The sequence below is a fragment of the Mycolicibacterium sp. HS_4_1 genome, from assembly GCF_054515875.1.
The window spans coordinates 1,011,576-1,036,301 of sequence record NZ_CM137261.1; the positions used below are offsets into that span (position 1 = coordinate 1,011,576).

Here is a 24,726-nt window from a genome sequence, read left to right on the forward strand (position 1 = left end):
CGGATCAGGCTGGGGCGAGACGAGATGGCGTCAGCAGCGGATGCGCGAGAAGAACGCCGCCGAGATGAGGCCGATGATCAGGGCCACCTGCGGCTGCCCGCTGCTCAGGGCGAAGAGGATGCCGCTGACGGCGGCGACCGCGATGAGCAGCAGGAGGATGCCCATGAAGAGCACCCGGCGCCCGTTGACCGCGCCACCGTGGGCCCGAGCGACCGGTACGTGCTGAGGAGCAACCATTGAGCTCATCCCTTCGACAATGAGTGAGACACTCCATAGTGTGCACCATTGTGTGAGTCAAAGCACAATTACTGGTCGGTAGTTGGGAAAATGGTCGCATTCGTTAGCTGACCTCATTGCTTTTGCGACGTTTTGCCTGGTCGACGGACACATTTGTTAGTTGTGCTTTGTGTTCTGAAAATGGCGGTGGTGCCCGATTTCGAGGCTCTGTAGCGCCTCGAATTAGTTCGTTGGACTAATCAAACTAATAGCGCCGAGGCGTTGTTGCGGTGCCCAATTTGATTAGTGGATATAAGCGCTGTGGGTGAGCGCCGACCGTACTGCGTTGAAGTGCGTCAGTTGACGCAGGGGATTCCGCCGTTGGCCCGCACCGGCGGCCCGGACTCCGGCGTCGGCAACGTCGTGTCGTAGTTGGACGACTTGGCCGCGGCCATGGACACGCTGTCCAGGGTGTCGGGCACCTGGTAGCCCGGACCCAGCGTGATGTGGATGCGGCCGGCAGGAACCGCTGGGTCGGGCCGGACCGCGTCGATGCCCAGCAGCTCTGCCAGGTGCTTGGCCTCGGCGTCCGCGCCGGCGCCGAAGTCGACGGCCGTCGAACTGAGGTCGCCGTCCTGCGAGCTTCGGGTCTGGCCCATGTTGTAGTCGAGATCGGCCAGGATCTGCGACATCTGCCGGCCGAGGCCCGTGACGTCGGAACCGTTGATGACGTCGATGACTGCGGTCTTGGATGGCTTGGTCGTGGTGCCCGTGTTGCCTGTCGTGTCTGCGGCCTTGTCCAGCGTGGACGGCTCGGTCGACGTGCTGCGTGTCGAGGTCGTCGTCGCTTCCGGCGGCGGCTTGAGACCGAAGGCCTTGGCGACCTCGGTCTTGACGGCCACGGGGTCGACGATGTTCACGTCCTGGCCGTCGATGTTGTCGTACCGGACCACCGGCAGGGTCCGGTACTGGACGTTGGCGCCGCCGGCGATCTCGCCCATCCGCTTGAACTGTTCCTGGCCCCATCCGGCCGAGAGCACGACGTCTTTCTGCGCGACGCCGATCAGTTGGTTCAGCTTGCCGAGATCGCTGAACGACCCGTCCTGCTGGAGCTGGTGCATCACCGAGATCAGGAACGCCTGCTGGCGGTGGGTGCGGTCCAGGTCGCCGTTGTCCAAGCCATGGCGCTGCCGCACGAACGCGACGGCCTGCGAGGCGTCGAGCGTCTGCCGGCCGGCCGGGAAGTCGGCGCCCGAGTAGTCGTCGTACACGGGGTGATTCAGGCAGATCTCGATGCCGCCGAGGCTCTCGGCGATGTCGTAGAAGCCCGCGAGGTTCACCTCGGCGAAGTAGTCGATGGGCGCACCGGTCAGGTTGCGGACCGCGGCCAGCGTCGCGGCGCGTCCGGCCTCGCGGCTCTTGCGCTCCAGCTCGGCCTGGTCGGTGACGCCCTTGTCCATGAGGTGCTGCATGGCGTTGGCCTTGGTCAGGCCGTACGCCTCTTTGATCTTGATGTGGTCGTACCCGGGGATGCCCGTCACCCGCACGTAGTCGTCACGCGGGATGGAGAACGCGACCACATGGTTGTCGGCGGAGATGTGCGCCAGGATCAGCGTGTTGGTGTTGTAGCCGCCGTTGTCCGAATCGCCGGCGTGCAACTTGTCCAGCAGCGCCTGCGGCAGGTCGTTGCCCTGCTGGTCTTTGCGGGAGTCCAGGCCGATCAGCAGGATGTTCATCGCGCCGCCGGTGGACTTGGGCGCGTCCGCCCCGAGGGCGTCGCTGACGGTGATGCCGTGCAACGCGCCGCGCACCGTCCACCAGCCCAGACCCGTCGCAGCCACGGCCACCGCGGTGACCAGCGCGAGCGCCACGCGGCCGACGGTATCCCAGCCCACCCGCGTGCTGAGCAGGCTTTGCAGCCGGCTCCGGCGGTGCCGGGCTGGAAGACGGTGGCGGGCGGAGTCGCTGCGCTCGAGCTCGGAGGTGCTCAGGTGCGACCCCGCGGGGATGCGGTCATGGCGTTCATCTCGGCGGGCCTCGCGGGTACGTGGGGACTGCCGGTCGGATCCGGGCGGTCGGTAGTTTGCTATCACCGCGGCCCGCGTGGATGCGTCAGTGTGATCGGACGGCAGCAGCACCGATTTTAGGGCACCGCCGCAGACTCAGCGAATCCCCAGTGAAGGCCGGTGATCAGCCGCATTCGCCCCTGGATGCGCCGGTCGCGGCCATGATCACCCCGGCCTGTTGGGCTGCTGTGAGCTCGGTCCACGGAGTGTTGAAGTTACCGGGATCACGTGTTTGCGGCCGTTGCAAGATGCTCAGATAGGGCTCGACGAGCGTCGCCGGATCGGCGTGCTGAGCGTCCATCCACAGTTTTGCGGCATGGCAGGCCTGACCGAACTCGGACTCGGTCGCCGCCGACGGGACGTCGACGGCAGTCGTCACACCGCCCGGAGAGACGGCGACGCGGCCCGGTACCGGGCGTTCCTGCGTCTGCGTGGGTAGCTCGGCGGCCGGCGTGTGAGCCGTTCCCGCCTGCTTGCCCTGACCGCAGCCGGTGAGCACGGTCAAGGCAGTGGCGGTGAGCAGCGCGGCCCGGGTGACGTTGGTCGGCATGATTGCCAATCTAGATCCGATTGCATTCAGGATCACCCTGACGCTAACCCTTCCCCGCAGGCAGTGGGGCCGCCACCATGGGGAACATGGCAGTGCAGAACGCGCAGTGTTGTCGGGCTTGAGCCCGGCCTTGTGAGGGCTTAGCCCACCGTTCGTTTTCTGCATTGGAGTTCCGTCATGTCCGTCCTGACAGATTTTTCTGTTTCTCGTCCCAATTCCCTGGCGCCGACCCGATTGCGCCTCGCTGACCTGCTGCACGCCACCGACCGGTGCGCAGACGACGTCTTGAGTGGCCGCTACGACCGGCTGTTGCCCGCCGACGGCCTGCCGCTCGAAGAACGCTGGTACCGCCGGTTGTACGGCGACGATGAACTGGACCTCTGGCTGATCAGCTGGGTTCCCGAGCGCAGCACCGAGCTGCACGACCACGGCGGATCGCTGGGCGCTCTGACCGTGGTGTCGGGCGCCCTGGCGGAAACCCGCTGGGACGGCCGCCGGCTGCGCCAACGCACCTTGGCGGCCGGTGACCAGGCGGCGTTCCCGCTGGGATGGGTCCACGACGTGGTACGGGCCGGCGGTGAGCAGCCGACGGCGTCGCATCCCACCTTGAGCGTGCACGCCTATTCGCCGCCGCTGACCGCCATGTCGTACTACGACGTCACCGACAGCCAGAAGCTGCGTCGCGTCTACACCGAACTCACCGACAAGCCCGAGGGGGACTGAATGGCCGGGGCGAGCGAAGCGACGGGAAACGTGGCGAGGGCGAGCGAAGCGACGGGAAACGTGGCGAGGGCGAGCGAAGCGACGGGAATCGTGATGAGCAAAGTCGACAAGATGTTGCACGTGGCCCGGGAGCGGCTGGTTCGGCTGCCCGCCGCCGAAATCCCGGCTGCGCTCAGCCGCGGCGCCGTGCTCGTGGACATCAGGCCGGCCGCGCAGCGCGCCGTCGAGGGCGAGTTTCCCGGCGCGCTGGTGGTGGAACGTAACGTCCTGGAATGGCGCTGCGACCCGACCAGCGACGCCCGCCTGCCGCAGGCGACCGGCGACGACGTCGAGTGGGTGGTGCTGTGCTCGCAGGGCTACACCTCGAGTCTGGCCGCCGCGGCACTGCAGGATCTGGGGCTGTACCGGGCCACCGACGTCATCGGTGGTTACCGGGCTCTGGTGGCCGAAGGCCTGCTGGGCGGGACGGCGGCCTCGGTGCTGCTACGTGCCGGCGCTTGGGTGTAGCAGGGGACGCAACCGCTCCGTCTTCTCGGGAGTCCATCCCGGAGGCTGCAGCACAGCGGCCCACGCGTTCGCGACGTCACGGACGTATACGTGGCCGTGCCCGTCCGGCACGTCGACCGCGACGGCCATGTCGGCCGACACCTGCAGGAACGTCACGACGGGAATCCACTCCATCCGCGGGGAGACGTCGCGGCCGCGCGGCTCGTCCAGCCAGTCCGGCCGGGCGAACAGCAGATCGGGGTTCCACCAGGCGATGGGGTCGGACGCGTGCTGTAGGTAGACCACCCGCGGGTGATCCCACGGAGCATCGGCCGGACGGTTCAAGTCCTCCGGGCGCGACGCGAAACGGGCGTTGCGGCCGTGGTCGTAGATAGGCAGCTTCTCCGGGGATCCGGCGTCGCGGTAGCGCGTCAGCTGGGTCCAAATGGGGTTGTTGAACGTCGGCCCGGAGAACAACGCACCGTTGGTGCGAGCCACCAGATTGTTCACCGCCTGGAACGGGGCCTCAGCGCCGAACGAACCCAGACTCTCGCCGAACACCACCAGTTTCGGCCTCTTGGCCTCGGGCATCTGCCGCACCAGCGCGTCGACCTCTTCGAAGAGATCCTGGCCGGCCTCCTGTGCGTTCGCTTTGTCGACGAGAAACGAAATCCAGCTGGGCAGGAACGAATACTGCATCGACACGATCGCGGTGTTGCCGTTGTACATGTATTCCAGCGATGCGGCCTCGGCTTCGTTGATCCAGCCGGTGCCCGTGGTGGTGGCGACGGCGACGACGGCGCGCTCGAGTCCACCGGTGCGCTTGAGTTCCTGGGCGGCCAGCTTGGCCGTCGCCCGGATGCTGTCCGCGGAGTGCAGGCCGGCGTAGGCGCGGATGGGCTCGATTGCCCTGCTGCCGTTGAACTTCGACAGTTCCTCGACGCTCGGTCCGTTGCCTACGAAGATGCGGCCCTGCCGGCCCAGCGACGACCAGGTGGTCAGAGAGCCCGGCCCACCCGAGCGCAATGGTGTTGTCGGAGGCAGGTTGTCGGGGGCGTCCTCGTCGTTGGCCGAGGCGAAGGTCTGGTTGATATAGGACATCGCGTATCTGCCGCCGACGCCGTTGAACACTTCCACGACCACCACGATGATCAGCAGCACCGCCACCACGCCGGACACCCGCGGTGGGGCTATGCGCTCCAGCTGACGTACCAGGAACCGCACCAATTTGCGGATCAGCTGGCCGATTTCGACGAAGCCGAACAGGAAGAGAATCGAATAGGCCGCGGTGAGTGGGTGATCCCAGAATGTCATCCGGGACACGCCCATCATGTCGCGGACCTCGTCCTGCCAGACGTGGAACCAGATGATCGCGAGCACCTGGCCGATGGCACCGATCCCGATCAGGGTCAGCCAGGCCCAGCGGGGCGCCTTGGGGCTGCTGTCCTTTGACCGCATGTAGCGCACCAGCCAGACGCTGAGCACCCCGAGGCCGTAGCCACACGCGCCGGCGGCACCGCTGACGATGCCCTGGAACAGCGGGCCGCGCGGCAACAGCGACGGGGTCATCGACAGCCAGACGAAGACCAGACCCACCGCGGTCCCGAAGAACGTGTAGTGGCGCACCCACCAATCTGATGGCGGCTCTTCCAGTTTCGCTACGAGCGACTCTTCATTCGACGGCTCGGCGACCGCGACAGCGGTGCCGTCGTCGTCGGCAGGATCGGCGTCGTGAACGGTGTCAGCCACCGCTCGACTTTACCGATGCGTGAAGTTCGGCGCGCGCTTCTCCGTGAAGGCCGCCATGCCCTCGGTTTGGTCGTCGGTGGCGAAGGCCGAGTGGAACAGCCGGCGCTCGTACAGCAGACCTTCGGCGAGCGTGCTCTCGAAGGCGCGGTTGACGGCCTCCTTGGCCATGCGCGACGCCGAAAGAGACATGCCGGCAATCGTTTTGGCGACCGCGTTGGCCTCTTCGAGCAGCTTGTCGGCTGGGACGACGCGCGACACCAGGCCGCAGCGCTCGGCTTCCTCGGCGTCCATGTTGCGGCCGGTGAGGATCAGGTCCATCGCCTTGGCCTTGCCGACGGCGCGCGTCAGGCGCTGGCTGCCACCCATGCCGGGCAGCACGCCCAGCTTGATCTCGGGCTGGCCGAATTTGGCGGTGTCGGCGGCGATCAGCAGGTCGCACATCATGGCCAGTTCACAACCGCCACCGAGCGCGTAGCCGGCGACGGCCGCGATGGTGGGGGTGCGGGTCGCGGCGAACTTGTTCCACAGTGCGAAGAAGTCCTGTGAGAACACGTCGGCGAACGTCAGGCTCGCCATCTCCTTGATGTCGGCGCCGGCGGCGAAGGCCTTCTCGCTACCGGTGACGATGATGGCGCCGATGCCCGGGTCGGCATCGAGTTCGGCTGCGGCCGTGGTGACTTCGGTCATCACCTGGCTGTTGAGCGCGTTGAGTGCCTTCGGCCGGTTCAGGGTGATGGTGGCGACGCGGTCGTCGCGGGTGACCAGGATGGTTTCAAAAGTCATGAGGGCTCCTAGAAAGTCAGGTCGGGGTCGGCGGAGACGAAGTAGGCGTCGACGTCGGCGGCGGTGCAGTCCGACAGGCTAGCGGGGGACCACTGCGGGTTGCGGTCCTTGTCGACGAGCTGGGCTCGGATGCCCTCCACGAAGTCATGGGACTTGTGTGACGCCATCGAGACTCGGAACTCCTGGACGAGGGTGTCTTCGAGGGTCGGTAGTTTCGCGGCGCGGCGCACGGCCTCCAGTGTGACAGTCAGCGCGATGGGAGACCGGGTGGCGATCAGGTCGGCCGCGGCGTTGGCTTCGGCGGCCGCGTGACCGCGCAGGTCCGCCAAGATCTCCTCGACAGTGTCGGCGGCGTAGCACTCGTCGATCCAATGCCGTTGCGCCAGCAGCTCACTGGCGGGTGGCTCGACGGCGTACTTCGCCAGTGCCGCGTCCGGACCGGTGCTGATGATCAGGTCGCGGAAGGCGGCGAGGTCGGCCTGCGGGACGAAATGGTCGGCGAATCCCAGCGCGATGGCGTCCGCGCCAGAGAATGGCGCACCGGTGAGCGCGGCGTGCAGACCGATCAGTCCAGGCGCCCGCGACAGCAGGTAGGTGCCGCCGACGTCGGGAATGAAGCCGATGCCGACCTCGGGCATGCCGAGCTTGGTCTTCTCGGTGACGACGCGGATGTTGCCGTGGGCGCCGACGCCGACGCCGCCGCCCATCACGATGCCGTCCATCAGCGAGACGTAGGGCTTGGGGTAACGGCCGATGTGTGCGTTGAGCAGGTATTCGTCGTGCCAGAAGGTCCTGGCGTTGTCGTCTCCGGCCTTGGCGCTGTGATAGAGCGCGATGACGTCACCGCCTGCACACAGGCCGCGCTCGCCGGCGCCGGTCAGCAGGACCGCGCGCACGCTGTCGTCGTGCTCCCATGCGTTGAGTGCGTCGGCGAGGCCCGTGACCATCACGTGATTGAGCGAATTGATGGCCTTCGGTCGGTTCAGCGTGACGACGCCGACGCCGTTCTCGACATTTACTAGGATATCCTCGTTTTCCGCCACGGTAAGCAATCTAGATCGTTGCGCACTGCCCACGCCGACCAGGTACCGTTTCACAGTAAGTTCCCAGTTTCTCCGTCTCGCCGGGAACCAACACCCGAAGCCGTACGTTGTGTGGGTGTTCGTCAGCAGATGGACCACAGCTTCAGGAGAGGAACCCAGACGGTGCGCGAGAGCAGCAACCCGATATTTCGTTCCCTGCCCAAGTCGCAGGGCGGTTACGCGCAATTCGGTAGTGGCGCCGCCGCATACGGTGCCCAGCAGACCATGGCCCAGCCATACACCCAATACCCACCTCAGCAGGCCGGCTTCGCCCGCCCGCTGACCATCGATGACGTCGTCACCAAGACCGGCATCACGCTGGCGGTGCTGTCGGTCAGCGCGGTCGTTTCGTACTTCGTGATCATGTCCAACCTGGCGCTGGCCGGGCCGCTGGCCATGATCGGCGCCCTCGGCGGCCTGGTGATGGTGCTCATCGCCACGTTCGGCCGCAAGCAGGACAACCCGGCCATCGTCCTCACCTACGCCGTGCTCGAGGGCATGTTCCTCGGTGCCTTCTCGTTCGTCATGGCCAACTTCGCGGTGTCCGGCGCCAACGCCGGCGCCCTGATCGGCCAGGCCATCCTCGGCACCTTCGGTGTGTTCTTCGGCATGCTCGTCGTCTACAAGACCGGCGCCATCCGCGTCACCCCGAAGTTCACCCGGATGCTCGTCGCCGGCATGTTCGGTGTCCTTGCCCTGATGCTCGGCAACCTGGTGCTAGGCATGTTCGGTGTGGGCGGCGGCGCCGGCATGGGCCTGCGCAGCGGTGGCACCATCGCGATCATCTTCTCGCTGGTCTGCATCGCGCTGGCGGCATTCAGCTTCCTGGTCGACTTCGACGCCGCGGATCAGATGATCCGTGCCGGTGCGCCGGAGAAGGCGGCGTGGGGCGTCGCCCTCGGCCTGACCGTCACGCTGGTCTGGCTGTACGTCGAAATCCTGCGACTGCTTAGTTATTTCAACAACGACTAGCTCTGTTCCGAGAGAAGGGGCGTCCGCTTCGGCGGGCGCCCCTTCTTCGCGTCGTGATCAGACCGCGCGGGGCATGACCCGGCTCGCGGCCTCGGCGGCGTTGCGGCGTGCGGTGTCGACATCGTCGGCCCGGGCCAGGGCCACACCCATCCGGCGGGTCCGGAAGCTCTCCGGCTTGCCGAACAGGCGAAGGTCGGTGCCCGGCACCTGGAGGGCGTCATCGACGCCGTCGAAGACGATGCCCTCGGCCTCGACGCCACCGTAGATCACCGCGCTGGCGCCTGGACTCTTCAGTGAGGTGTCCACGGGCAGGCCGAGGATGGCGCGGGCATGCAGCTCGAACTCGTTCTGCCACTGGGTGATCATCGTCGTCATCCCGGTGTCGTGCGGCCGTGGGCTGACTTCGCTGAACCACACCTGGTCGCCCTTGACGAACAACTCGACACCGAAAACGCCCTGCCCGCCGAGGTTTTCGGTGACCTTGTGCGCGATCTGCTGGGCATTGGCCAGGGCCGCGGCCGACATCGGGTGCGGCTGCCAGCTCTCCACGTAGTCGCCGGCGACCTGGCGGTGCCCGATGGGTTCGCAGAACTTCGTAACGATGGCGCCGTCAGCGTCCGCGTTTTCTCCCGTCGCTTCGCTCGCCCCGACGGCGCGGACGGTCAACAGCGTGATCTCGTAATCGAAGTCGACGAAGCCCTCGACGATGATCCGGGTATTGGTGACGCGTGCCCCGCCCATCGCGTACTCCCAGGCCTTCGCGACGTCGTCCGGTCCGTCGAGTTTGCTTTGGCCCTTGCCCGAGCTGCTCATGACGGGTTTGACCACGCAGGGGTAGCCGATGGCGCCGTCAATGGCGTCCTGCAGCTCCTCCAGCGAATCGCAGAACTTGTAGGGGCTGGTCGGCACCCCGAGCTCCTCAGCAGCCAGCCGGCGGATGCCCTCGCGGTCCATGGTCAGGCGGGCGGCCCGGGCAGTCGGGATCACCCGCACCACACCGGCATCCTCGAGTTCCTGCAGCGCCGGCGTCGCGATGGCCTCGATCTCGGGCACCACCAGGTCCGGTTTCTCGGCCTCGATCAGCGCCTTGAGCTGGTCGGGATCGGTCATCGAGATGGTCCGGGCGTGGTGGGCCACCTGGTGTCCCGGTGCGTTCGGGTAGCGGTCGACGGCGATGGTCTCGACGCCCAGGCGCTGCAACGCGATCAGTACTTCGCGACCGAGTTCGCCGGAGCCGAGCAGCATGACCTTGGTCGCGCTGGGTGACAGAGGGGTTCCGATGGTGATCATTGGGCCGAAAGTCTATGGGGCGGACGCCGCCTGCGGTTGATCCTGTACTGATGGCGCGCGGTACTCGCACTCTTGCGGCGCCGATTCAGGGTGAACGTCCCGCTCGCCCGTCGAGGCCTTGACCCTGTACGCATGGCGCGATCTGCCCGCACCGGCGCGCCGCGTATTCAGGCTCAACGTGAGTTGTGCACAGATCGCAGTTGATCCACACACCGTGGCTCCGGCTGTCGTTGTCGTGGTTCTGACGTCGGCCCGTCGCCAGACCGTATCGGCATGCACATCGAATCCGAGCCCTTCCTCGGCAGCGAGGCTGTCGTGGCGGGGGCGCTCACCCGCTACGAGCTTCGTCGCCGCTACCGGGCGATACTGCCGAACGTCTACCTGGACAAGCGAACGGACCCGTCGTTGCGGCAGCGGACAAAGGCCGCATGGTTGTGGTCTGGGCGCCGGGCCCTCATTGCCGGGAGTGCTGCAGCCGCGCTGCACGGCGCTCGCTGGGTACCTGACGACGCGCCCATCGAGCTGATTTACGCGAACACCCGTCCGCCGCGGAACGTCGTCGTCCGCGACGACCTGGTCCTCGAGGGTGAGGTTCGTCAGATTGAGGGCATCTCGGTGACCGCGCCCGCCCGTACGGCATTCGACCTCGGGCGCCGGGGCCATCTCAACGACGCCGTTGCACGACTCGACGCTCTAGGTGCGGCGACGAGTTTGACTGCCGACGCCGTTCGCGCGGTGGCGAGCCGGCACCACCACACCCGCGGGCTGCGCCAACTGGAGCGCGCCCTGGATCTCTATGACGCCGGTGCCCAATCCCCGAAAGAAACCCGGTTGAGGCTGTTGCTGATGGACGAAGGCTTTCCGCGGCCGCAGACCCAGATTCCGGTGCCAGGCCCCGACGGCAGGCCCAAGTACTACTTGGACATGGGATGGGAGGAATTGATGTTGGCGGTGGAGTACGACGGTGAGCAGCACGGGTCCCAGATCGGCTATGACATCGCGCGAAATGAATACCTCGCCGGTCTTGGGTGGACGATTGTGAAAGTGGCCGCCGGTCATCGTCGTGCAGAGATCAGCGGATGGATGAATCGCGCGTGGGCGCGGGCGCTGTATCGACGAAATCCTGCAGTATTTCTGCCGTCTCCCAGCGCCGGACGCGCAAGTTAGCCCAAGGATTCAGGGTCAACGCCAGAACTCCCCAGGAACACGTTGACCCTGTATCTGAGGCGCAAGGCACTCGAACTTTTGCGCCTGGAGTACAGGGTCAACGCAAAACGATGGCCCCGCACCGAAGCGCGGGGCCATCGCCTGAGGTCGAACTAGCTGAGCCGCTCGATGATCATGGCCATACCCTGGCCGCCACCGACACACATGGTCTCGATGCCGAACTGCTTGTCGTGGGTCTGCAGGTTGTTGATCAGCGTCGTGGTGATGCGGGCGCCGGTCATACCGAACGGGTGGCCGAGGGCGATGGCGCCGCCGGAGACGTTCAGGCGGTCCTCGTCCATGCCCAGGGCACGGGCCGAGCCCAGCACCTGCACGGCGAAGGCCTCGTTGATCTCGTACAGGTCGACGTCACCGATGGCCATGTTGGCGCGGCCGAGGGCCTGCTTGACGGCCTCGATCGGGCCCAGGCCCATGATCTCCGGGGACAGACCCGACACACCCGTCGAGACGATGCGAGCCAGCGGGGTCAGGCCCAGGGCCTTGGCCTTCGCGTCGCTCATGATCACCAGGGCGGCGGCGCCGTCGTTCAGCGGGCAGGCGTTACCGGCGGTGATGGTGCCGTTCGGGCGGAACACCGGCTGCAGCTGGCTGATCTTCTCGTACGTGGTGCCGGCGCGCGGGCCGTCATCCTTGGAGACGACGGTGCCGTCGGGCAGGGTGACCGGGACGATCTCGCGCTCGAAGAAGCCCGAGTTGATGGCTTCCTCGGCCTTGTTCTGCGAACGGACGCCCCAGTGGTCCTGGTCCTCGCGGCTGATGCCGGTGTGCAGCACGACGTTCTCGGCGGTCTGGCCCATGGCGATGTAGACGTCGGGCAGCACGCCGTCCTCGCGCGGGTCGTGCCACTCGGTGGCACCCTCGGCCTGCTTGACGGTACGGGCCTGAGCCTCGTCGAACAGCGGGTTCTTGCTGTTCGGGGCGCCGTCGGCGGCGCCGACGCCGAAGCGGGACACGGTCTCGACACCGGCGGAGATGAACACGTCACCCTCGCCGGCCTTGATGGCGTGGAAGGCCATGCGGGTGGTCTGCAGCGACGACGAGCAGTACCGGTTGACGGTGGTGCCCGGCATGAAGTCGTAGCCGAGCTCGACGGCCACGGCGCGGCCGATGTTGTAGGCGGCCTCACCGCCGGGCTGTCCGCAACCCATCATCAGGTCGGCGACGTCGCGCGGGTCCAGCGCGGGGACCTTGTCCAGGGCGGCGCGCACCATCTGGGCGGCGAGGTCGTCGGGCCGCATGGTGGCCAGCGAGCCCTTGACGGCACGGCCGATGGGGGAACGGGCGGTGGAGACGATGACGGCTTCGGGCATGACGGGCTCCTAAGGATCCAAAAATTGCTTCCCGGCGAATTTATCCCGTGACGGGAGCGACGATCGGCGCGGGTACGCCTGTCGTGCGACGCCAAACGCGCGCCATGCCGGCCAGCCGGGCCAGCAGGCTCGTCACGTCCGCGGTCCGGGAGACCAGCGCGGATGCCGGCGGCGAGTCAGTTGTCCACTCGCCCAACGCTTCACACAGCGCGGGCAGCAGCTGTTGGGCGGCCAGCGAGTATCCGGCGGCCGACGGATGGAACATGTCCGACGAGAAGAGCACCTCGGGAGCCTTGAGGAAATCGGGTGCCAGCAGGTCGGAGAACGGCACCGGCACGCCGCCGTACGAACGCACCTGACCGGCCTGCGCGCGCGCCAGCCGCAGGCCCCGGTTGCGGGCCACGAGGCGCAGGGGCTGGGGGATGGCGGCGATGGCGCCGAAATCCGGACACGTGCCGACGACGACCACCGCGCCGCTGGCGTGCAGGCGCTGCACGGCGTTGCCGAGTCGGCGGGCCGACTGCCCGATGCCGTTGACGGCGGTGATGTCGTTGGCACCGATCATGATGACCGCCGCGTCCGGTGGCGGGCCGGCCACGAACATGGCGTCGATCTGGCCGGACAGCCCCTTCGAGGTCGCCCCCACGATTGCCTTGGTGGACAACCGGATTCGTTTGCCGGACTGCTGTGCCAGCCCGCGGGCGACCAGCACTCCGGGCACCTCGTCGGCGACCCGGCAGCCGTATCCAGTGGCGGTGGAGTCGCCGAAGATCATCAGATGGAGGTCGAAAGGCACCCCGCGCTGCCACTTCTCGACGGGTCCGCCGCCGGGGCTGTAGACGCCGTCGGCGCGGGGCGGGACCTCCCACGATTTGGGGATCACCCGGCGCGCCTTGGCCGCCTGGCCGCTCAAGAGGTTCCGTGCCCCGACGTAGAACGAACCCGTCGAGGCAATGGTGGCTGCGGTCGCCAGAGCGATGGTCGTCCGGCGCGGTGCACGTGTGCCCACGGTGTTCAGTTTAGGTGGGTTGCGGAGATTCGCAGGTCGATGAACCGCGGGTGGCGCGGTCACGTGACCATATCGACTGGGGCATCAATTCGGTGACTTTGATTGTTGATCTAGATACCGGTGGCAAGCTAAGTTACGCGGGTTGTCTATTTAGTGACGTAAATAACGAAGTGCACCGGAACTACAAAGGCGTAGGAGTGGTGGCGATGACCGCACCGAGCAGGGTTGTCAGAACCCATAGTGTTGCTATAAGTGCTGCTAAAGGGCGGAAACCACGCCGCTATCCGGTCAGCGACGGCGCGCCGGTAGAGATCGTCGAGGACGGTCCCAGCCTGGCCGGCCGCCTGATGTCGGTGGCCGCGACACTCGCTATCAAGTCAACTCTGACCATCGGTAGCTACGTTCCGAAGGCGCCCTGGCCGTGGGGAATGGTGGACTTCGTCGCCCGCGTCATGCGGCCCGAGCCGGGCACCGTCCGCGCCACCATCGGTTTGCCGAACTGCACGGCGCACCTGGTGCGGGCCAAAGGCGTATTGCCGGCCGACGGCAGGCGCAGCGTCATCCTCTACATGCACGGCGGGGCGTTCCTGACCTGCGGCGTGCACACCCATGGTCGGGTGGTCGGTGCGCTGTCGAAGTACGCCGACGCTCCCGTGTTGGTGGTCGACTACCGGATGATCCCCAAGCATTCGATCGGCGAGGCGCTCGAGGACTGCCACGACGCCTACCGCTGGCTGCGCCTGAAGGGCTACGAGCCGGATCAGATCGTGCTCGCCGGGGATTCGGCGGGCGGCTATCTGTCACTGGCGCTGGCCGAGAAGCTGCAGGAGGAGGGCGAGTTGCCGGCCGCGGTGGCGACCATGTCGCCGCTGTTCGAGATCGACAACGACAGCCGGGCCCAGCACCCGAACATGAAGTCCGACGCGATGTTCCCGCCGCATGCCTTCGACGCGCTGGTCGAACTCATCGAGCACGCCGCCAAGCGCCACATCGTCGACGGCCAGCCCGAAGAGATCTACGAGCCGCTCGACCACATCGAGCCCGGTCTGCCGCGCACCCTGATCCACGTCTCCGGCTCCGAGGTGTTGCTCAACGACGCGCGTAAGGCCGCCCACATGCTGGCCGCCTGCGGTGTCCCGGTCGAGGTGCATGTGTGGCCCGGCCAGATGCACGTGTTCCAGCTCGCGACCCCGCTGGTCAAGGAGGCCGACCGGTCGCTCAAGCAGATCGGCGAGTACATCCGCGAGGCAACCTGGTAATCCCGCATGCGCGACCGGGGTGCGGCCTGACAACATGTACCCATGCGCATCGCCCGGCACGTCAGTGAGCTCATCGGCAATACGCCTCTGGTCCAACTGAACTCAGTTGTCCCAGCGGGTTCCGGGGTGGTGGCAGCCAAGATCGAATACCTCAACCCCGGCGGCAGCGCCAAGGACCGCATCGCGATCAAGATGATCGACGCCGCCGAGGAAGCCGGACTGCTCAAGCCCGGCGGGACCATCGTCGAACCGACCTCCGGTAACACCGGCGTCGGGCTCGCCATCGTCGCGCAGCAGCGCGGTTACAAGTGCATCTTCGTCTGCCCGGACAAGGTCAGCGAGGACAAGCAGAATGTCCTGCGCGCGTACGGCGCCGAGGTCGTCGTCTGCCCGACAGCCGTCGCTCCCGACCACCCGGACAGCTACTACAGCGTCTCCAACCGCCTGGTCACCGACATCGACGGCGCGTGGAAGCCCGACCAGTACTCCAACCCGAACGGCCCGGCCAGCCACTACGAGACCACCGGCCCGGAGATCTGGGCCGACACCGACGGCAAGATCACACATTTCGTGGCCGGCGTCGGCACCGGCGGCACCATCACCGGCACCGGCCGCTACCTCAAAGAGGTCTCGGGTGGCCGGGTGAAGATCGTCGGCGTCGACCCCGAGGGCTCGGTGTACTCCGGCGGCACCGGCCGGCCGTACCTGGTCGAGGGCGTCGGTGAGGACTTCTGGCCGTCGGCCTACGACCCGAGTATCCCCGACGAGATCATCGCCGTGTCCGACGCCGACTCGTTCGACATGACCCGGCGCCTGGCGCGCGAAGAGGCCCTGCTGGTCGGCGGTTCCTGCGGCATGGCCGCGGTCGCCGCGATCAAGGTGGCCGAGCGCGAGGGTCCGGACGCCGTCGTCGTCGTCCTGCTTCCGGATGGCGGAAGAGGTTATCTGTCAAAGATTTTCAACGACGAGTGGATGTCGTCGTACGGCTTCCTGCGCAGCCGGCTGGACGGCACGCCGGAGGAGCACACCGTCGGCGATGTGCTGCGTGGCAAGTCCGGGGCGCTGCCGGACCTGGTCCATACGCATCCGTCGGAGACGGTGCGTGACGCCATCAGCATCCTGCGTGAGTACGGCGTCTCCCAGATGCCGGTGGTCGGGGCCGAGCCGCCCGTGATGGCCGGTGAGGTCGCGGGCAGCGTGTCCGAACGTGAGCTGCTCTCAGCGGTTTTCGAAGGCCGGGCGAAACTGGCCGACGCGGTGGCGCAGCACATGAGCCCGCCGCTGCCGCTGATCGGTGCCGGCGAGCTGGCGTCCGCGGCGGCCAAGGAACTGCGCGAGGTCGACGCCGTGATGGTCGTCGACGACGGCAAGCCCGTCGGGGTGCTGACCCGGCACGATCTGCTCGGTTTCCTGTCGCAGGGCGGCTCGCCTAAATAGTCACCCAAGCAGGGGAGATTGACTTATCTTCTCCGATAGGGCGGGACCGTTCGTGTCTCGCTGTTCACCTTTGGAAAGGCCACGATGACCGAGTACCCGCCTCCGCCGCCCGGGAATTTCCCGCCGCCCCCTCCGGGTAACTTCCCGCCGCCTCCGCCGGGCGGTTACCCGCAGGCCGGTGGCTATCCCGGTGCCGGCGGGCCACCGGACAACAACCTGGTGTGGGGCATCCTCGTCACCATCTTCTGCTGCCTGCCGTTCGGCATCGTGTCGATCGTCAAGGCGACGCAGGTCAGCGGGTTGTGGGCGCAGGGCCGGCCCGACCTGGCCCAGGCCGCCGCGGCCGACGCCAAGAAGTGGGCCATGTGGGGTGCCATCGCCGGTGTCGTCGTGGCCGTGATCTATGTGGTTCTGATGCTGATCGGCGCGGTTTCGTTCGATTCGTCGTACTCCGGCTAGCCGGACCAGAGGCATGCAACACCTGCAGCGGCCCACGGCGGTTAGCCCGCTCGTCGGGCCGCTCGGCGTTGCCGCCGCCGCCGGCGTCACGTGTTGCGCGGTGTGGCTGAGCGACCCGACGGTGCCCGGCGGGCCGATTCCGGTCTGCCCCACCAAGGCGCTGTTGGGCATCGATTGCCCCGGCTGCGGCAGCATGCGAATGCTGTATTCGCTGATGCACGGCCAGCTCTCGGCTGCTTTGCACTTCAATGCGGTCGGTCTGGTCGCCTTGGTGTTGCTGATCTGGTCCTATGGCGCCTGGACCTACGGCCGCGTCACAGGTCGGCGAATCACCAGTTGGCAGCATCGGCGCTGGGCCGCACCAGTTGTTTTGACGGTACTGTGCATTTGGTTTGTTATTCGCAATGTGCCTATAGCGCCGTTCATTTCGTTGTACGTGTAGTTCACCGTTGTAACTAGAAACGCCACATCCACATCGCTCGGAGGGACGAAAGATGACGGACCAACCGACGGAAGGCACGCCGCCGGACGCTAATCAGCCGACGGAGTACATTCCGCAGCCACCGCCGGGTGGGTTCCCCCCGCCGCCTCCGGGGGGTGCTCCGACGGAATACATTCCGCAGGCACCGCCGGCCGGTGGCTTTCCGCCGCCTCCGGCCGGTGGCTACCCGCCGCCTCCGCAGGGTGGCTACCCGCCGCCGCCGCAGGGCGGCTACCCGCCCCCGCCTCCGGGTGGCTTCCCGCCTCCCGCGCAAGGCGGATACCCGCCGCCCCCGCCGGGCGGTGCCTACCCGCCGCCCCCGCCGCCGCAGGGTGGCTTCGCCCCTCCGCCTCCGGGTGCGTACCCGCCCGCCGGGTACCCGTACGGTGCACCGGGCGGTGCGGCCGCCTTCAGCATCGGCGATGCGCTGTCGTGGGCCTGGAACAAGTTCACCAAGAACCCGGCACCGCTGATCGTGTCGATGTTGGTCTACAGCCTCATCGTCGGTGTGATCGCAACAATCGTGGAGTTCGGCGTCCTGGGGTTGGCCGATACTTCGATGTCCAGCTACTCGGCGGACGACGCCGGCTTCAGCTACTCGTACAACGTCACCTCGCTGGGGCCGGCCAGCATCGCCGTATTGGTGCTCGGTTACCTCGTGCTGCTGGTGGTCGCGGCGGCCATCTCGTCGGCTCAGTACGTCGGCCTGCTGGGCATCGCAGACGGACAGCCGACCACCATCGGCTCGTTCTTCAAGCCGCGCTACATCGGCCCGATGATCCTGCTGACGCTCATCGTTGGCGTGCTCGTCGGTATCGGTTACGTGTTGTGCGTCATCCCCGGTCTGATCGTCGCTTTGTTCGCGATGTTCGCGCACCCGGCCCTGGTCGATCGCAATCTGTCACCGATCGACGCGGTGAAGGCCAGCATCGACATCGTGAAAGCCAATGTCGGACAGGTGATCCTGGTTTGGCTGGTGGCGGGTTTGATCGCCGCGGCCGGCGTGCTCGCCTGCGGCGTCGGCGTCCTGATATCCGGTCCGGTTGCCTCGCTGATGCTGGTGTACACCTACCGTCGCCTCAGCGGCGGTCAGGTCGCCCCGCTGACGCCGTAACGCCGTGGCCTGTTCGGGGGACGTGGCCGGTTGGTCGCGGCCCCCGAACAGGCATGACGGCACCACATGGAACAGGACGACGTGAACAACACACCTTGGTGGGCCCGCGTGGCGGCAAGCCTCGTCGACCGGGTTCCCCCGCTGTTCGTCATCATCGTCGGCGGACTGATCGAGCGATCCCAGCGCGTGACGAAATGCCTTGCCGATCAAGCGGACTACAGCATCGGCCCGTTCTGTGCCACCGGGAACTCTGTCGCCGGCGTGCTGATCTGGCTGGCCGGCATCGTCATCGCGGTGTTGTTCATGGTGTGGAATCACGGCTATTTGCAAGGCACTACAGGCTCCAGCCTGGGTAAGCGGCTGTTCCACTTCCAGGTGATCGACGAAAAGACGAGCGAGCCCGTCGGCTTCGGCCGGTCGGTGGTACGGCAGCTGGCCCACCTCGTCGACGCAGTCCCGGTGTTTGCCGGGTACCTGTTCCCGCTGTGGGATGCCAAGCGGCAGACCCTGGCGGACAAGATCATGTCGACCGTCTGCGTGCCGACCCGTTGATGACGTATGCGCCGTGGTGGCGACGAGCTGTTGCCACCGTCATCGACCTGCTGCCGCTGCTCGTACTCGCCGCGACCGGTGCGGCGCTGGTCTGGTTCACCCGAGACCGGCTGTGCGACACCGATACCTCCGCATTCGACGGTGGCGCTCAATGCGGCGACGGCTACTCGACGCTGGGCTACGTCAGCCTCGTCGCGACCTGGGTGCTGATGGTCGGGTATCTGGTCTGGAACTTCGGTTACCGCCAGGGACGCACCGGCGCCAGCTTGGGCAAGACCGCGCTGCACTTGCGGGTAGTCGGTGAAACCTCCGGGGCACCAATAGGTTTCGCGCGGTCTCTGCTACGGCAGGCGGTACATCTGACCGACCTGTCGATGGTCGGGTACCTGCGGCCGCTGTGGGATGCCAAGCGGCAGACGTTCGCCGACTCGGTCATGGAGACGGTCTGCGTGACACCGCCACGCAAGCGCACCCCCGTCAGCGGAACGCACTGACTCCCGTCAAGGCCTGCCCGATCACCAGCTGGTGTACCTCGGATGTGCCCTCGTAGGTCAGGACCGACTCCAAGTTGTTGGCGTGCCGGATCACCGGGTACTCCAGGGTGATGCCGTTGGCGCCCAACAGAGTTCGACATTGCCGAGCGATCTTGATGGCCTCGCGCACGTTGTTCAGCTTGCCGACGCTGACCTGTTCGGGCCGGATCTTCCCGGCGTCTTTGAGTCGGCCGAGTTGCAGCGCGAGCAGCTGTGCCTTGCCCAGTTCGACAGCCATGTCCGCGATCTTGGCCTGCGTCAGTTGGTACTCCGCGAGCGTCTTGTCGAACACCGTGCGGGTGCCGACGTAGTCCAGGGCCGCCTGCAGGCAATCACGTGCCGCGCCGACCGCGCCGAAGACGATGCCGAAGCGCGCCTCCGACAGACAGCTCAGCGGACCGGACAGGCCGCGGGCGCCGGGCAGTCGGGCCGATTCCGGCAGGCGCACGTCGTCGAGGCTGAATTCGGAGGTGACCGAGGCCCGCAGCGACATCTTGTGCGTCATCTCCCGGGCGCTGAAACCCGGTGTGTCCGTGGGCACCGCGAATCCCAGCACGCCTTCCTCGGCGCGGGCCCACACCACCGCGACGTCGGCGACGGAAGCGTTGGTGATCCACATCTTCGACCCGTTGAGGATCCAGTCAGCACCGTCGCGGCGGGCGGTGGTGCGCATGCCGCCAGGGTTGGATCCGAAGTCCGGTTCGGTGAGACCGAAACAGCCGATCAAATCGCCGGCCGCCATTCCGGGCAGCCACTGCTCGCGTTGTTCCTCGCTGCCCCAGTGATGGATCGCGAACATCGCCAGCGACCCCTGCACCGACACCAGCGAGCGGATTCCGCTGTCGACCGCTTCGAGTTCCTGGCACACCAGCCCGTATGCCGTTGCGGTCGAACCACTGCAGCCGTACCCGGTGAGGTGCATGCCGAGCAGGCCCAGCTTGCCGACTTCCGCTGCGATCTCCCGAACGGGTACTGAACCGTTCTCGAACCACTCGGCGATGAAAGGACGCAACCGCTGTTCGCCGAACTGGCGGACCATGGTGCGCAATTCGATGTCCTCGGCGCTCAGCAGGTCGTCAGTGCCCAGCAAGTTGTCGATCGAGGCTGTCATGGTGCAGTTCTACACCGGGAGTTCGCCGGAAAGCGAGTGCCGGCCCCGGCTACGCTGGTCGCTCAGGGCTCGGATAGACGGGGTGAACGATGACTGAGCACGACCAGAACCAGGGTGCGGGGGAGCCGGAGGCTTCGACCCCGGCCTACGGGATGCCGCCGCTCCCGGCCTACGGCACGGAGGCCTACCCGTCGACGCCGGCGCCGGAGGCGTTTACCCCGCCGCCGGTCACCGGATACCCCGGCCCCGGATACCCGGGCCCCGAATACCCAGGCCCCGGCTACCCGGGCCCCGGCTACCCGCCGCCGGCCGCGCCGTATCCGCCTGTAGCTCAGGGATATCCGGGCATGCCGCCGATGCCGGGCATGATGCCCATGGGTTACGCGCCGGTGCCGAAGACCAACGGGCTGGCCATCGCGTCGTTGGTCTGTTCGCTGCTGGGCCTGGCGACGTGTGCGGCCACCTCGATTCTCGGCGTCATTTTCGGGCATCTGGCCAAGTCGCAGATCAAGCAGAGCGGTGAGGAGGGCGAGGGCATGGCCCTCGCCGGCATGATCGTCGGCTATATCGGTTTGGCCATCTTCGCGCTGATCGCCCTGTTCTACTTCGGCCTGATCGCGCTCATCGTGGGCAGCACCGGCTCCACAACGACTACCTACTAGGGGACGCCATGTCGAATCCATACGAGCCCGGCGACGGGTCCGCACCGCAGCAACCGGGTGAGTCGCAGTTCGGGCAACCGGGATATCCGGGGTACCCGCAACAGCCGGGGTATCCGCAGCAGCCCGGCTACCCGCCGCCGGGGTACGCGCAGCAGCCGGGTTACCCGCCACCGGGCTATGGCTATGCGCCGCAGTATGCGTTCGATCCGTCCGCGCCGTTCGGTCGGGACCCGTTGACCGGGCTGCCGTTGTCGGACAAGTCGAAGGTGACGGCCGGCCTGCTGCAGATCTTGTTGGGCGGCCTCGGCGTCGGGCGATTTTATCTCGGCTACACGAACATCGGTGTGTTGCAGCTCGTCGTCTCACTCGTCACCTGCGGTATCGGCGCCATCTGGCCGTTGATCGACGGCATCATGATCCTGATGGGGAACGTTCCCGACCCCCAAGGACGCAAACTGCGCGACTAGGCTGGCGCCTGTGAGTGAGCAGCGCAGCCAGGCAGACCACTACCGGGCCTACGGGCCGTCCACCCGCGCAATCCACGCCGGGTTCCGGCCGGACCCACAGACCGGCGCCGTAAACACCCCCATCTACGCCAGTTCGACGTTCGCGCAGGACGGTGTCGGCGGGCTGCGTGGCGGTTTCGAGTACGCCCGCACCGGTAACCCGACCCGGTCCGCGTTGGAGACGCTGCTGGCCGCGGTCGAGGGTGGGAACTACGCGCGCGCGTTCAGCTCCGGCATGGCCGCCACCGACTGCGCGCTGCGTGCTCTGCTGCGTCCGGGCGACCACATCGTCATCCCCGACGACGCCTATGGCGGCACCTTCCGGCTGATCGACAAGGTGTTCACCCAGTGGGGCATCACGCATACGCCGGCGCAGCTGTCGAACCTCGACGAGGTGCGCGCGGCGATCACATCGAAGACCCGGCTGATCTGGGTGGAGACCCCGACCAACCCGCTGCTGTCCATCGCCGACATCGCGGGCATCGTGCAGATCGGCGCGACGTCGGGGGTGAAGGTCTTGGTGGACAACACCTTTGCCTCGCCGGCGCTGCAGCAGCCGCTGTCGCTTGGGGCGGACATCGTGCTGCACTCCACCACCAAGTACATCGGCGGGCACTCGGACGTCGTCGGCGGCGCACTGGTGACGGGCGACGAAGAGCTCGACGCGAAGTTCGCGTTCCTGCAGAACGGTGCCGGCGCGGTGCCGGGTCCGTTCGACGCCTACCTGACGTACCGCGGCCTCAAGACGCTGCCGCTGCGTATGCAGCGGCACTGCGAAAATGCTCTGCGGGTGGCCGAATTCCTCAACGACCACAAGGCGGTTGCGACAGTGCTGTACCCGGGACTGTCCAGTCATCCGGGCTACGAGGTGGCCGCCAGGCAGATGAGTGGATTCGGCGGCATGGTGTCGGTGCGGCTGCGCGGCGGTGAGCAGGCCGCCCGCGAATTGTGCTCGCGCACCGAGATTTTCATCCTCGCCGAGTCGCTGGGCGGGGTGGAGTCGCTGATCGAGCTGCCGGGTGCCATGACGCATGCGTCGACCGCCGGCTCGCAGCTGGAGGTGCCGAGCGACCTGGTCCGGCTGTCGGTCGGCATCGAGGATGTGGCCGACCTGGTCGGTGACCTGGAGCAGGCGCTGGGTTAGCCGGGTCGTCAGGAGACGAGGGCGCCCCGTACCGCGGCGGCGGTGACGGCGAGGTTCACCTCGGCGACGCCGGTCTCGTATTCGTTGACCCAATGCCCGCTGGCGATGTCGCCGGCGCGCGCATGCACCCAGCGCCAGCCGCGGTCGTTGAGGCTCATCAGGGAACCCAGACCGTCGACGGTGTGCAGCAGCGTGATGATGGCTGCCGTCGCCGGACTGGGTGGTCTGCGATCGAACAGCGCCGACAGCATCTCCGAACGAGCCCGGCCGACTCGCGCCCGGTCCGTCATTGGCAACGCAAACTGCGGACGGAACCTGTTGCCGCCCAACGGCTGCCGTCGCAGTTGCCCGGCGCGCTCCAGTTGGTCGATGAGACTGCTCTCGGTGTCTTTACGGAGCTTGGACAGCACCGCGGCAGGTCGTCGCGGACGTTGCCGCAGCAACTCCAGTGCCGGCGCCGATACGGGGTCGACGACGTCGTCGCCGGAAAGGGCGACCAGGTGGCCGTCGGGTGCGCTGTCACCTGGCGCGGCGGGCCGAATACGGCACGCCAGCGCCAGGTCCAGCAGGACGGCACCGGACAACACCCGGTGCCGACGTGGTTGGTCCAGACCCGGCTGTGCCGACGAATTGTCCAGGAGCAGCAGATACAGGTCTTCGGCGATCTGAGCCATGGATGGTCAGCCGGTGGCCAGCCGGTCGTGGCAGGCCGTGGCAGGACTAGGCGTGATAGGGCTCGGCCTTGACCAGGGTGACCTTGACAGTGGCGCCGCTGGGCACCGTGTAGCTGCGCACCTCGCCGACCTTGGCATCGATCAGCGCGTGGCCGAGCGGCGAGTTGGGGGAGTACACCTCGAGCTTGCCGTCGGTGACGCCCTCCTGGCGGGTGGCGATGAGGAACGTCTCGGTGTCGTTCTGGTCCTCGTCGTAGTAGACGGTGACGACCGAGCCGGGCAGTGCCACACCGGACTTCTTCGGTGCCTCACCGACCTTGGCGTTGCTCAGGAGGTCCTGCAGCTGACGGATGCGGGCTTCCTGCTGCCCCTGCTCTTCGCGGGCTGCGTGGTAGCCGCCGTTCTCGCGGAGGTCGCCCTCTTCGCGGCGGTCGTTGATTTCGGCAGCGATGACCGGGCGGTTCGCGATCAGCTGATCGAGCTCAGCCTTCAGGCGCTCGAATGCCTCTTCGGTGAGCCAGGTGACCTGGGTATCGGTCATGTCTGCTGCTCTCCTGTCGTTGTAAGCGTGCGTGTATACCCGGGCGTCGTGTCCGGGGTTGCCCCGTTGCTTGGGGCCGGCGGTGCTGCGATGGCGAGGGCGTCGCTAGGTTCTGGGTCCCCCCGAAGGTGCCAGCAGGTGCCCGCTAATGCAGCAATACACGGCCCCAGTCGGAACCGTGTACTGAGCAAGCGTACCACTTGGGCGTCTCCAAACTGTCATGATTTCGCAGTTCGGAGTTCGCCCGACGGTTGGCCGCCCGGCCGGCGTTCAGGGCGCGACGAGGTACGACGGCACGTCCGTGCCGCAGCCGTAGACGTCGCCGACGACCGGCGGTTTTGTCGACTTCACCACCGCCGTCACCTGGACGGTCTTGGCCGCTGCCGGTGCGATCAGGATCTCGCGCCGCCCGGTTTCGCTGCCGTCGGCTGCTTTGGCCCGCACGATGCACACCGCCGGCTGGGCCGGGTCCTCGCGCGTGACCGAGATCGTCACCGCCACCGTTTCGTTGTCGACCAGCTTGTAGCTGCTCAACTCGCCCTTGACCGGGGACGTCCCCAGGCGCTGAAAACCGACGAAGGCAAGCGCTACACCAGCAACGACGATGAGGAGCGTGAGGCCGATCGCGATGCGGCGACGGGTCAGCCGGGACATGCGCTGCTGCCCGTAGCGGGCGGTCGGACGCTCGATCATGGCTGCTTTGGGTGCCCATCGGTCGGTTCGAATTACTTGGACTGGAACTATAGAACCCAGCGACATGGTTGGACTGCATCGAGTTGTCCCACCGAGT

27 protein-coding genes are annotated in these 24,726 nt (G+C 66.9%); 14 read left to right on the forward strand and 13 right to left on the reverse strand.

Features of this window, described 5'->3' with window-relative positions; all coding sequences use genetic code 11:
- Window positions 1-30 precede the first annotated feature (30 nt).
- The 3 genes from ACX12F_RS04780 to ACX12F_RS04790 form a co-directional block, all read right to left on the reverse strand.
- Window positions 31-246 carry a hypothetical protein gene (locus ACX12F_RS04780; RefSeq protein ID WP_459368501.1) on the reverse strand — a complete coding sequence of 72 codons (216 nt, stop codon included), beginning with the start codon at window positions 244-246 and terminating at the stop codon, window positions 31-33.
- 326 nt (window positions 247-572) lie between these two features.
- Entirely contained in the window at window positions 573-2,207 is a 1,635-nt protein-coding gene (locus ACX12F_RS04785; RefSeq protein WP_459370240.1) for an LCP family protein, read from the reverse strand.
- Between the two features lie 199 nt (window positions 2,208-2,406).
- Window positions 2,407-2,832, reverse strand: a complete 426-nt coding sequence (locus ACX12F_RS04790; protein WP_459368502.1) for a lipoprotein LpqV — start codon at window positions 2,830-2,832, stop codon at window positions 2,407-2,409.
- Window positions 2,833-3,009: 177 nt separating this feature from the next.
- On the opposite strand from ACX12F_RS04790, the gene ACX12F_RS04795 reads away from it, so the two are divergent.
- Together ACX12F_RS04795 and ACX12F_RS04800 are read left to right on the forward strand one after the other, a co-directional pair.
- Window positions 3,010-3,555, forward strand: a complete 546-nt coding sequence (locus ACX12F_RS04795) for a cysteine dioxygenase (protein ID WP_459368503.1) — start codon at window positions 3,010-3,012, stop codon at window positions 3,553-3,555.
- Window positions 3,556-3,648: 93 nt separating this feature from the next.
- Entirely contained in the window at window positions 3,649-4,062 is a 414-nt protein-coding gene (locus ACX12F_RS04800; RefSeq protein ID WP_459368504.1) for a rhodanese-like domain-containing protein, read from the forward strand.
- Here the strand turns inward: ACX12F_RS04800 and ACX12F_RS04805 are convergent.
- The 3 genes from ACX12F_RS04805 to ACX12F_RS04815 are packed head-to-tail and all read right to left on the reverse strand — an operon-like array spanning window position 4,039 to window position 7,616.
- Window positions 4,039-5,790 carry an alpha/beta hydrolase gene (locus tag ACX12F_RS04805; RefSeq protein ID WP_459368505.1) on the reverse strand — a complete coding sequence of 584 codons (1,752 nt, stop codon included), beginning with the start codon at window positions 5,788-5,790 and terminating at the stop codon, window positions 4,039-4,041. The two genes, ACX12F_RS04800 and ACX12F_RS04805, sit on opposite strands and share 24 nt — an antisense overlap.
- A gap of 9 nt (window positions 5,791-5,799) precedes the next feature.
- The gene (locus tag ACX12F_RS04810; RefSeq protein ID WP_138228825.1) at window positions 5,800-6,573 is read right to left on the reverse strand and encodes an enoyl-CoA hydratase; all 774 of its coding nucleotides are present in this window, start codon (window positions 6,571-6,573) and stop codon (window positions 5,800-5,802) included.
- Between the two features lie 8 nt (window positions 6,574-6,581).
- Window positions 6,582-7,616 (reverse strand): enoyl-CoA hydratase/isomerase family protein, encoded by a 1,035-nt coding sequence (locus ACX12F_RS04815; protein WP_459368506.1) that lies wholly within the window; start codon window positions 7,614-7,616, stop codon window positions 6,582-6,584.
- Window positions 7,617-7,778: 162 nt separating this feature from the next.
- Here ACX12F_RS04815 and ACX12F_RS04820 point away from each other — a divergent pair, with 162 nt between their 5' ends.
- Complete coding sequence (locus ACX12F_RS04820; RefSeq protein WP_459368507.1) at window positions 7,779-8,627, forward strand: Bax inhibitor-1/YccA family protein; 849 nt, start codon at window positions 7,779-7,781, stop codon at window positions 8,625-8,627.
- 57 nt (window positions 8,628-8,684) lie between these two features.
- Here ACX12F_RS04820 and purT read toward each other — a convergent pair whose 3' ends face one another.
- Complete coding sequence (gene purT, locus ACX12F_RS04825) at window positions 8,685-9,917, reverse strand: formate-dependent phosphoribosylglycinamide formyltransferase (protein ID WP_459368508.1); 1,233 nt, start codon at window positions 9,915-9,917, stop codon at window positions 8,685-8,687.
- Between the two features lie 273 nt (window positions 9,918-10,190).
- On the opposite strand from purT, the gene ACX12F_RS04830 reads away from it, so the two are divergent.
- Window positions 10,191-11,084, forward strand: a complete 894-nt coding sequence (locus ACX12F_RS04830; protein WP_459368509.1) for an endonuclease domain-containing protein — start codon at window positions 10,191-10,193, stop codon at window positions 11,082-11,084.
- 152 nt (window positions 11,085-11,236) lie between these two features.
- Here the strand turns inward: ACX12F_RS04830 and ACX12F_RS04835 are convergent, their stop codons facing one another.
- Together ACX12F_RS04835 and ACX12F_RS04840 are read right to left on the reverse strand one after the other, a co-directional pair.
- Complete coding sequence (locus ACX12F_RS04835; protein ID WP_459368510.1) at window positions 11,237-12,454, reverse strand: acetyl-CoA C-acetyltransferase; 1,218 nt, start codon at window positions 12,452-12,454, stop codon at window positions 11,237-11,239.
- A 40-nt stretch (window positions 12,455-12,494) separates the two neighbouring features.
- The gene (locus ACX12F_RS04840) at window positions 12,495-13,463 is read right to left on the reverse strand and encodes an SGNH/GDSL hydrolase family protein (protein WP_459368511.1); all 969 of its coding nucleotides are present in this window, start codon (window positions 13,461-13,463) and stop codon (window positions 12,495-12,497) included.
- A 206-nt stretch (window positions 13,464-13,669) separates the two neighbouring features.
- On the opposite strand from ACX12F_RS04840, the gene ACX12F_RS04845 reads away from it, so the two are divergent.
- The 7 genes from ACX12F_RS04845 to ACX12F_RS04875 all read left to right on the forward strand — a co-directional run bounded on the left by ACX12F_RS04845 (window position 13,670) and on the right by ACX12F_RS04875 (window position 19,259).
- The gene (locus ACX12F_RS04845) at window positions 13,670-14,722 is read left to right on the forward strand and encodes an alpha/beta hydrolase fold domain-containing protein (RefSeq protein ID WP_459368512.1); all 1,053 of its coding nucleotides are present in this window, start codon (window positions 13,670-13,672) and stop codon (window positions 14,720-14,722) included.
- A gap of 42 nt (window positions 14,723-14,764) precedes the next feature.
- Window positions 14,765-16,159 (forward strand): cystathionine beta-synthase, encoded by a 1,395-nt coding sequence (locus tag ACX12F_RS04850; protein WP_459368513.1) that lies wholly within the window; start codon window positions 14,765-14,767, stop codon window positions 16,157-16,159.
- A gap of 84 nt (window positions 16,160-16,243) precedes the next feature.
- Complete coding sequence (locus tag ACX12F_RS04855; RefSeq protein ID WP_459368514.1) at window positions 16,244-16,618, forward strand: CD225/dispanin family protein; 375 nt, start codon at window positions 16,244-16,246, stop codon at window positions 16,616-16,618.
- A gap of 13 nt (window positions 16,619-16,631) precedes the next feature.
- Window positions 16,632-17,060, forward strand: a complete 429-nt coding sequence (locus tag ACX12F_RS04860; RefSeq protein WP_459368515.1) for a DUF2752 domain-containing protein — start codon at window positions 16,632-16,634, stop codon at window positions 17,058-17,060.
- Between the two features lie 52 nt (window positions 17,061-17,112).
- Window positions 17,113-18,213, forward strand: a complete 1,101-nt coding sequence (locus ACX12F_RS04865) for a DUF2189 domain-containing protein (RefSeq protein ID WP_459368516.1) — start codon at window positions 17,113-17,115, stop codon at window positions 18,211-18,213.
- Between the two features lie 81 nt (window positions 18,214-18,294).
- Window positions 18,295-18,765, forward strand: a complete 471-nt coding sequence (locus tag ACX12F_RS04870) for an Rv1078 family RDD domain-containing protein (protein WP_459368517.1) — start codon at window positions 18,295-18,297, stop codon at window positions 18,763-18,765.
- Window positions 18,765-19,259 (forward strand): RDD family protein, encoded by a 495-nt coding sequence (locus ACX12F_RS04875; RefSeq protein ID WP_459368518.1) that lies wholly within the window; start codon window positions 18,765-18,767, stop codon window positions 19,257-19,259. The genes ACX12F_RS04870 and ACX12F_RS04875 overlap by 1 nt, the downstream gene beginning before the upstream one ends.
- On the opposite strand, the gene ACX12F_RS04880 is transcribed toward ACX12F_RS04875, so the two are convergent.
- Window positions 19,243-20,409, reverse strand: a complete 1,167-nt coding sequence (locus ACX12F_RS04880) for an acyl-CoA dehydrogenase family protein (RefSeq protein WP_459368519.1) — start codon at window positions 20,407-20,409, stop codon at window positions 19,243-19,245. The two genes, ACX12F_RS04875 and ACX12F_RS04880, sit on opposite strands and share 17 nt — an antisense overlap.
- 89 nt (window positions 20,410-20,498) lie before the next feature.
- On the opposite strand from ACX12F_RS04880, the gene ACX12F_RS04885 reads away from it, so the two are divergent.
- Genes ACX12F_RS04885 through ACX12F_RS04895 form a run of 3 tightly spaced genes read left to right on the forward strand, consistent with a single transcriptional unit; the run spans window position 20,499 to window position 22,721 of the window.
- On the forward strand, window positions 20,499-21,071 hold the full coding sequence (locus ACX12F_RS04885; RefSeq protein WP_459368520.1) for a DUF4190 domain-containing protein: 573 nt from the start codon (window positions 20,499-20,501) through the stop codon (window positions 21,069-21,071).
- 8 nt (window positions 21,072-21,079) lie between these two features.
- Complete coding sequence (locus tag ACX12F_RS04890) at window positions 21,080-21,538, forward strand: TM2 domain-containing protein (protein WP_459368521.1); 459 nt, start codon at window positions 21,080-21,082, stop codon at window positions 21,536-21,538.
- 10 nt (window positions 21,539-21,548) lie between these two features.
- Window positions 21,549-22,721 (forward strand): cystathionine gamma-synthase, encoded by a 1,173-nt coding sequence (locus tag ACX12F_RS04895; protein ID WP_459368522.1) that lies wholly within the window; start codon window positions 21,549-21,551, stop codon window positions 22,719-22,721.
- An 8-nt stretch (window positions 22,722-22,729) separates the two neighbouring features.
- On the opposite strand, the gene ACX12F_RS04900 is transcribed toward ACX12F_RS04895, so the two are convergent.
- The 3 genes from ACX12F_RS04900 to ACX12F_RS04910 form a co-directional block, all read right to left on the reverse strand.
- Window positions 22,730-23,395: a GOLPH3/VPS74 family protein gene (locus tag ACX12F_RS04900; protein ID WP_459368523.1), complete on the reverse strand. Its 666-nt coding sequence runs from the start codon at window positions 23,393-23,395 to the stop codon at window positions 22,730-22,732.
- A gap of 46 nt (window positions 23,396-23,441) precedes the next feature.
- Window positions 23,442-23,936: a transcription elongation factor GreA gene (greA, locus tag ACX12F_RS04905; RefSeq protein ID WP_459368524.1), complete on the reverse strand. Its 495-nt coding sequence runs from the start codon at window positions 23,934-23,936 to the stop codon at window positions 23,442-23,444.
- Between the two features lie 270 nt (window positions 23,937-24,206).
- Entirely contained in the window at window positions 24,207-24,629 is a 423-nt protein-coding gene (locus ACX12F_RS04910) for a DUF4307 domain-containing protein (RefSeq protein ID WP_459368525.1), read from the reverse strand.
- Window positions 24,630-24,726 lie beyond the last annotated feature (97 nt).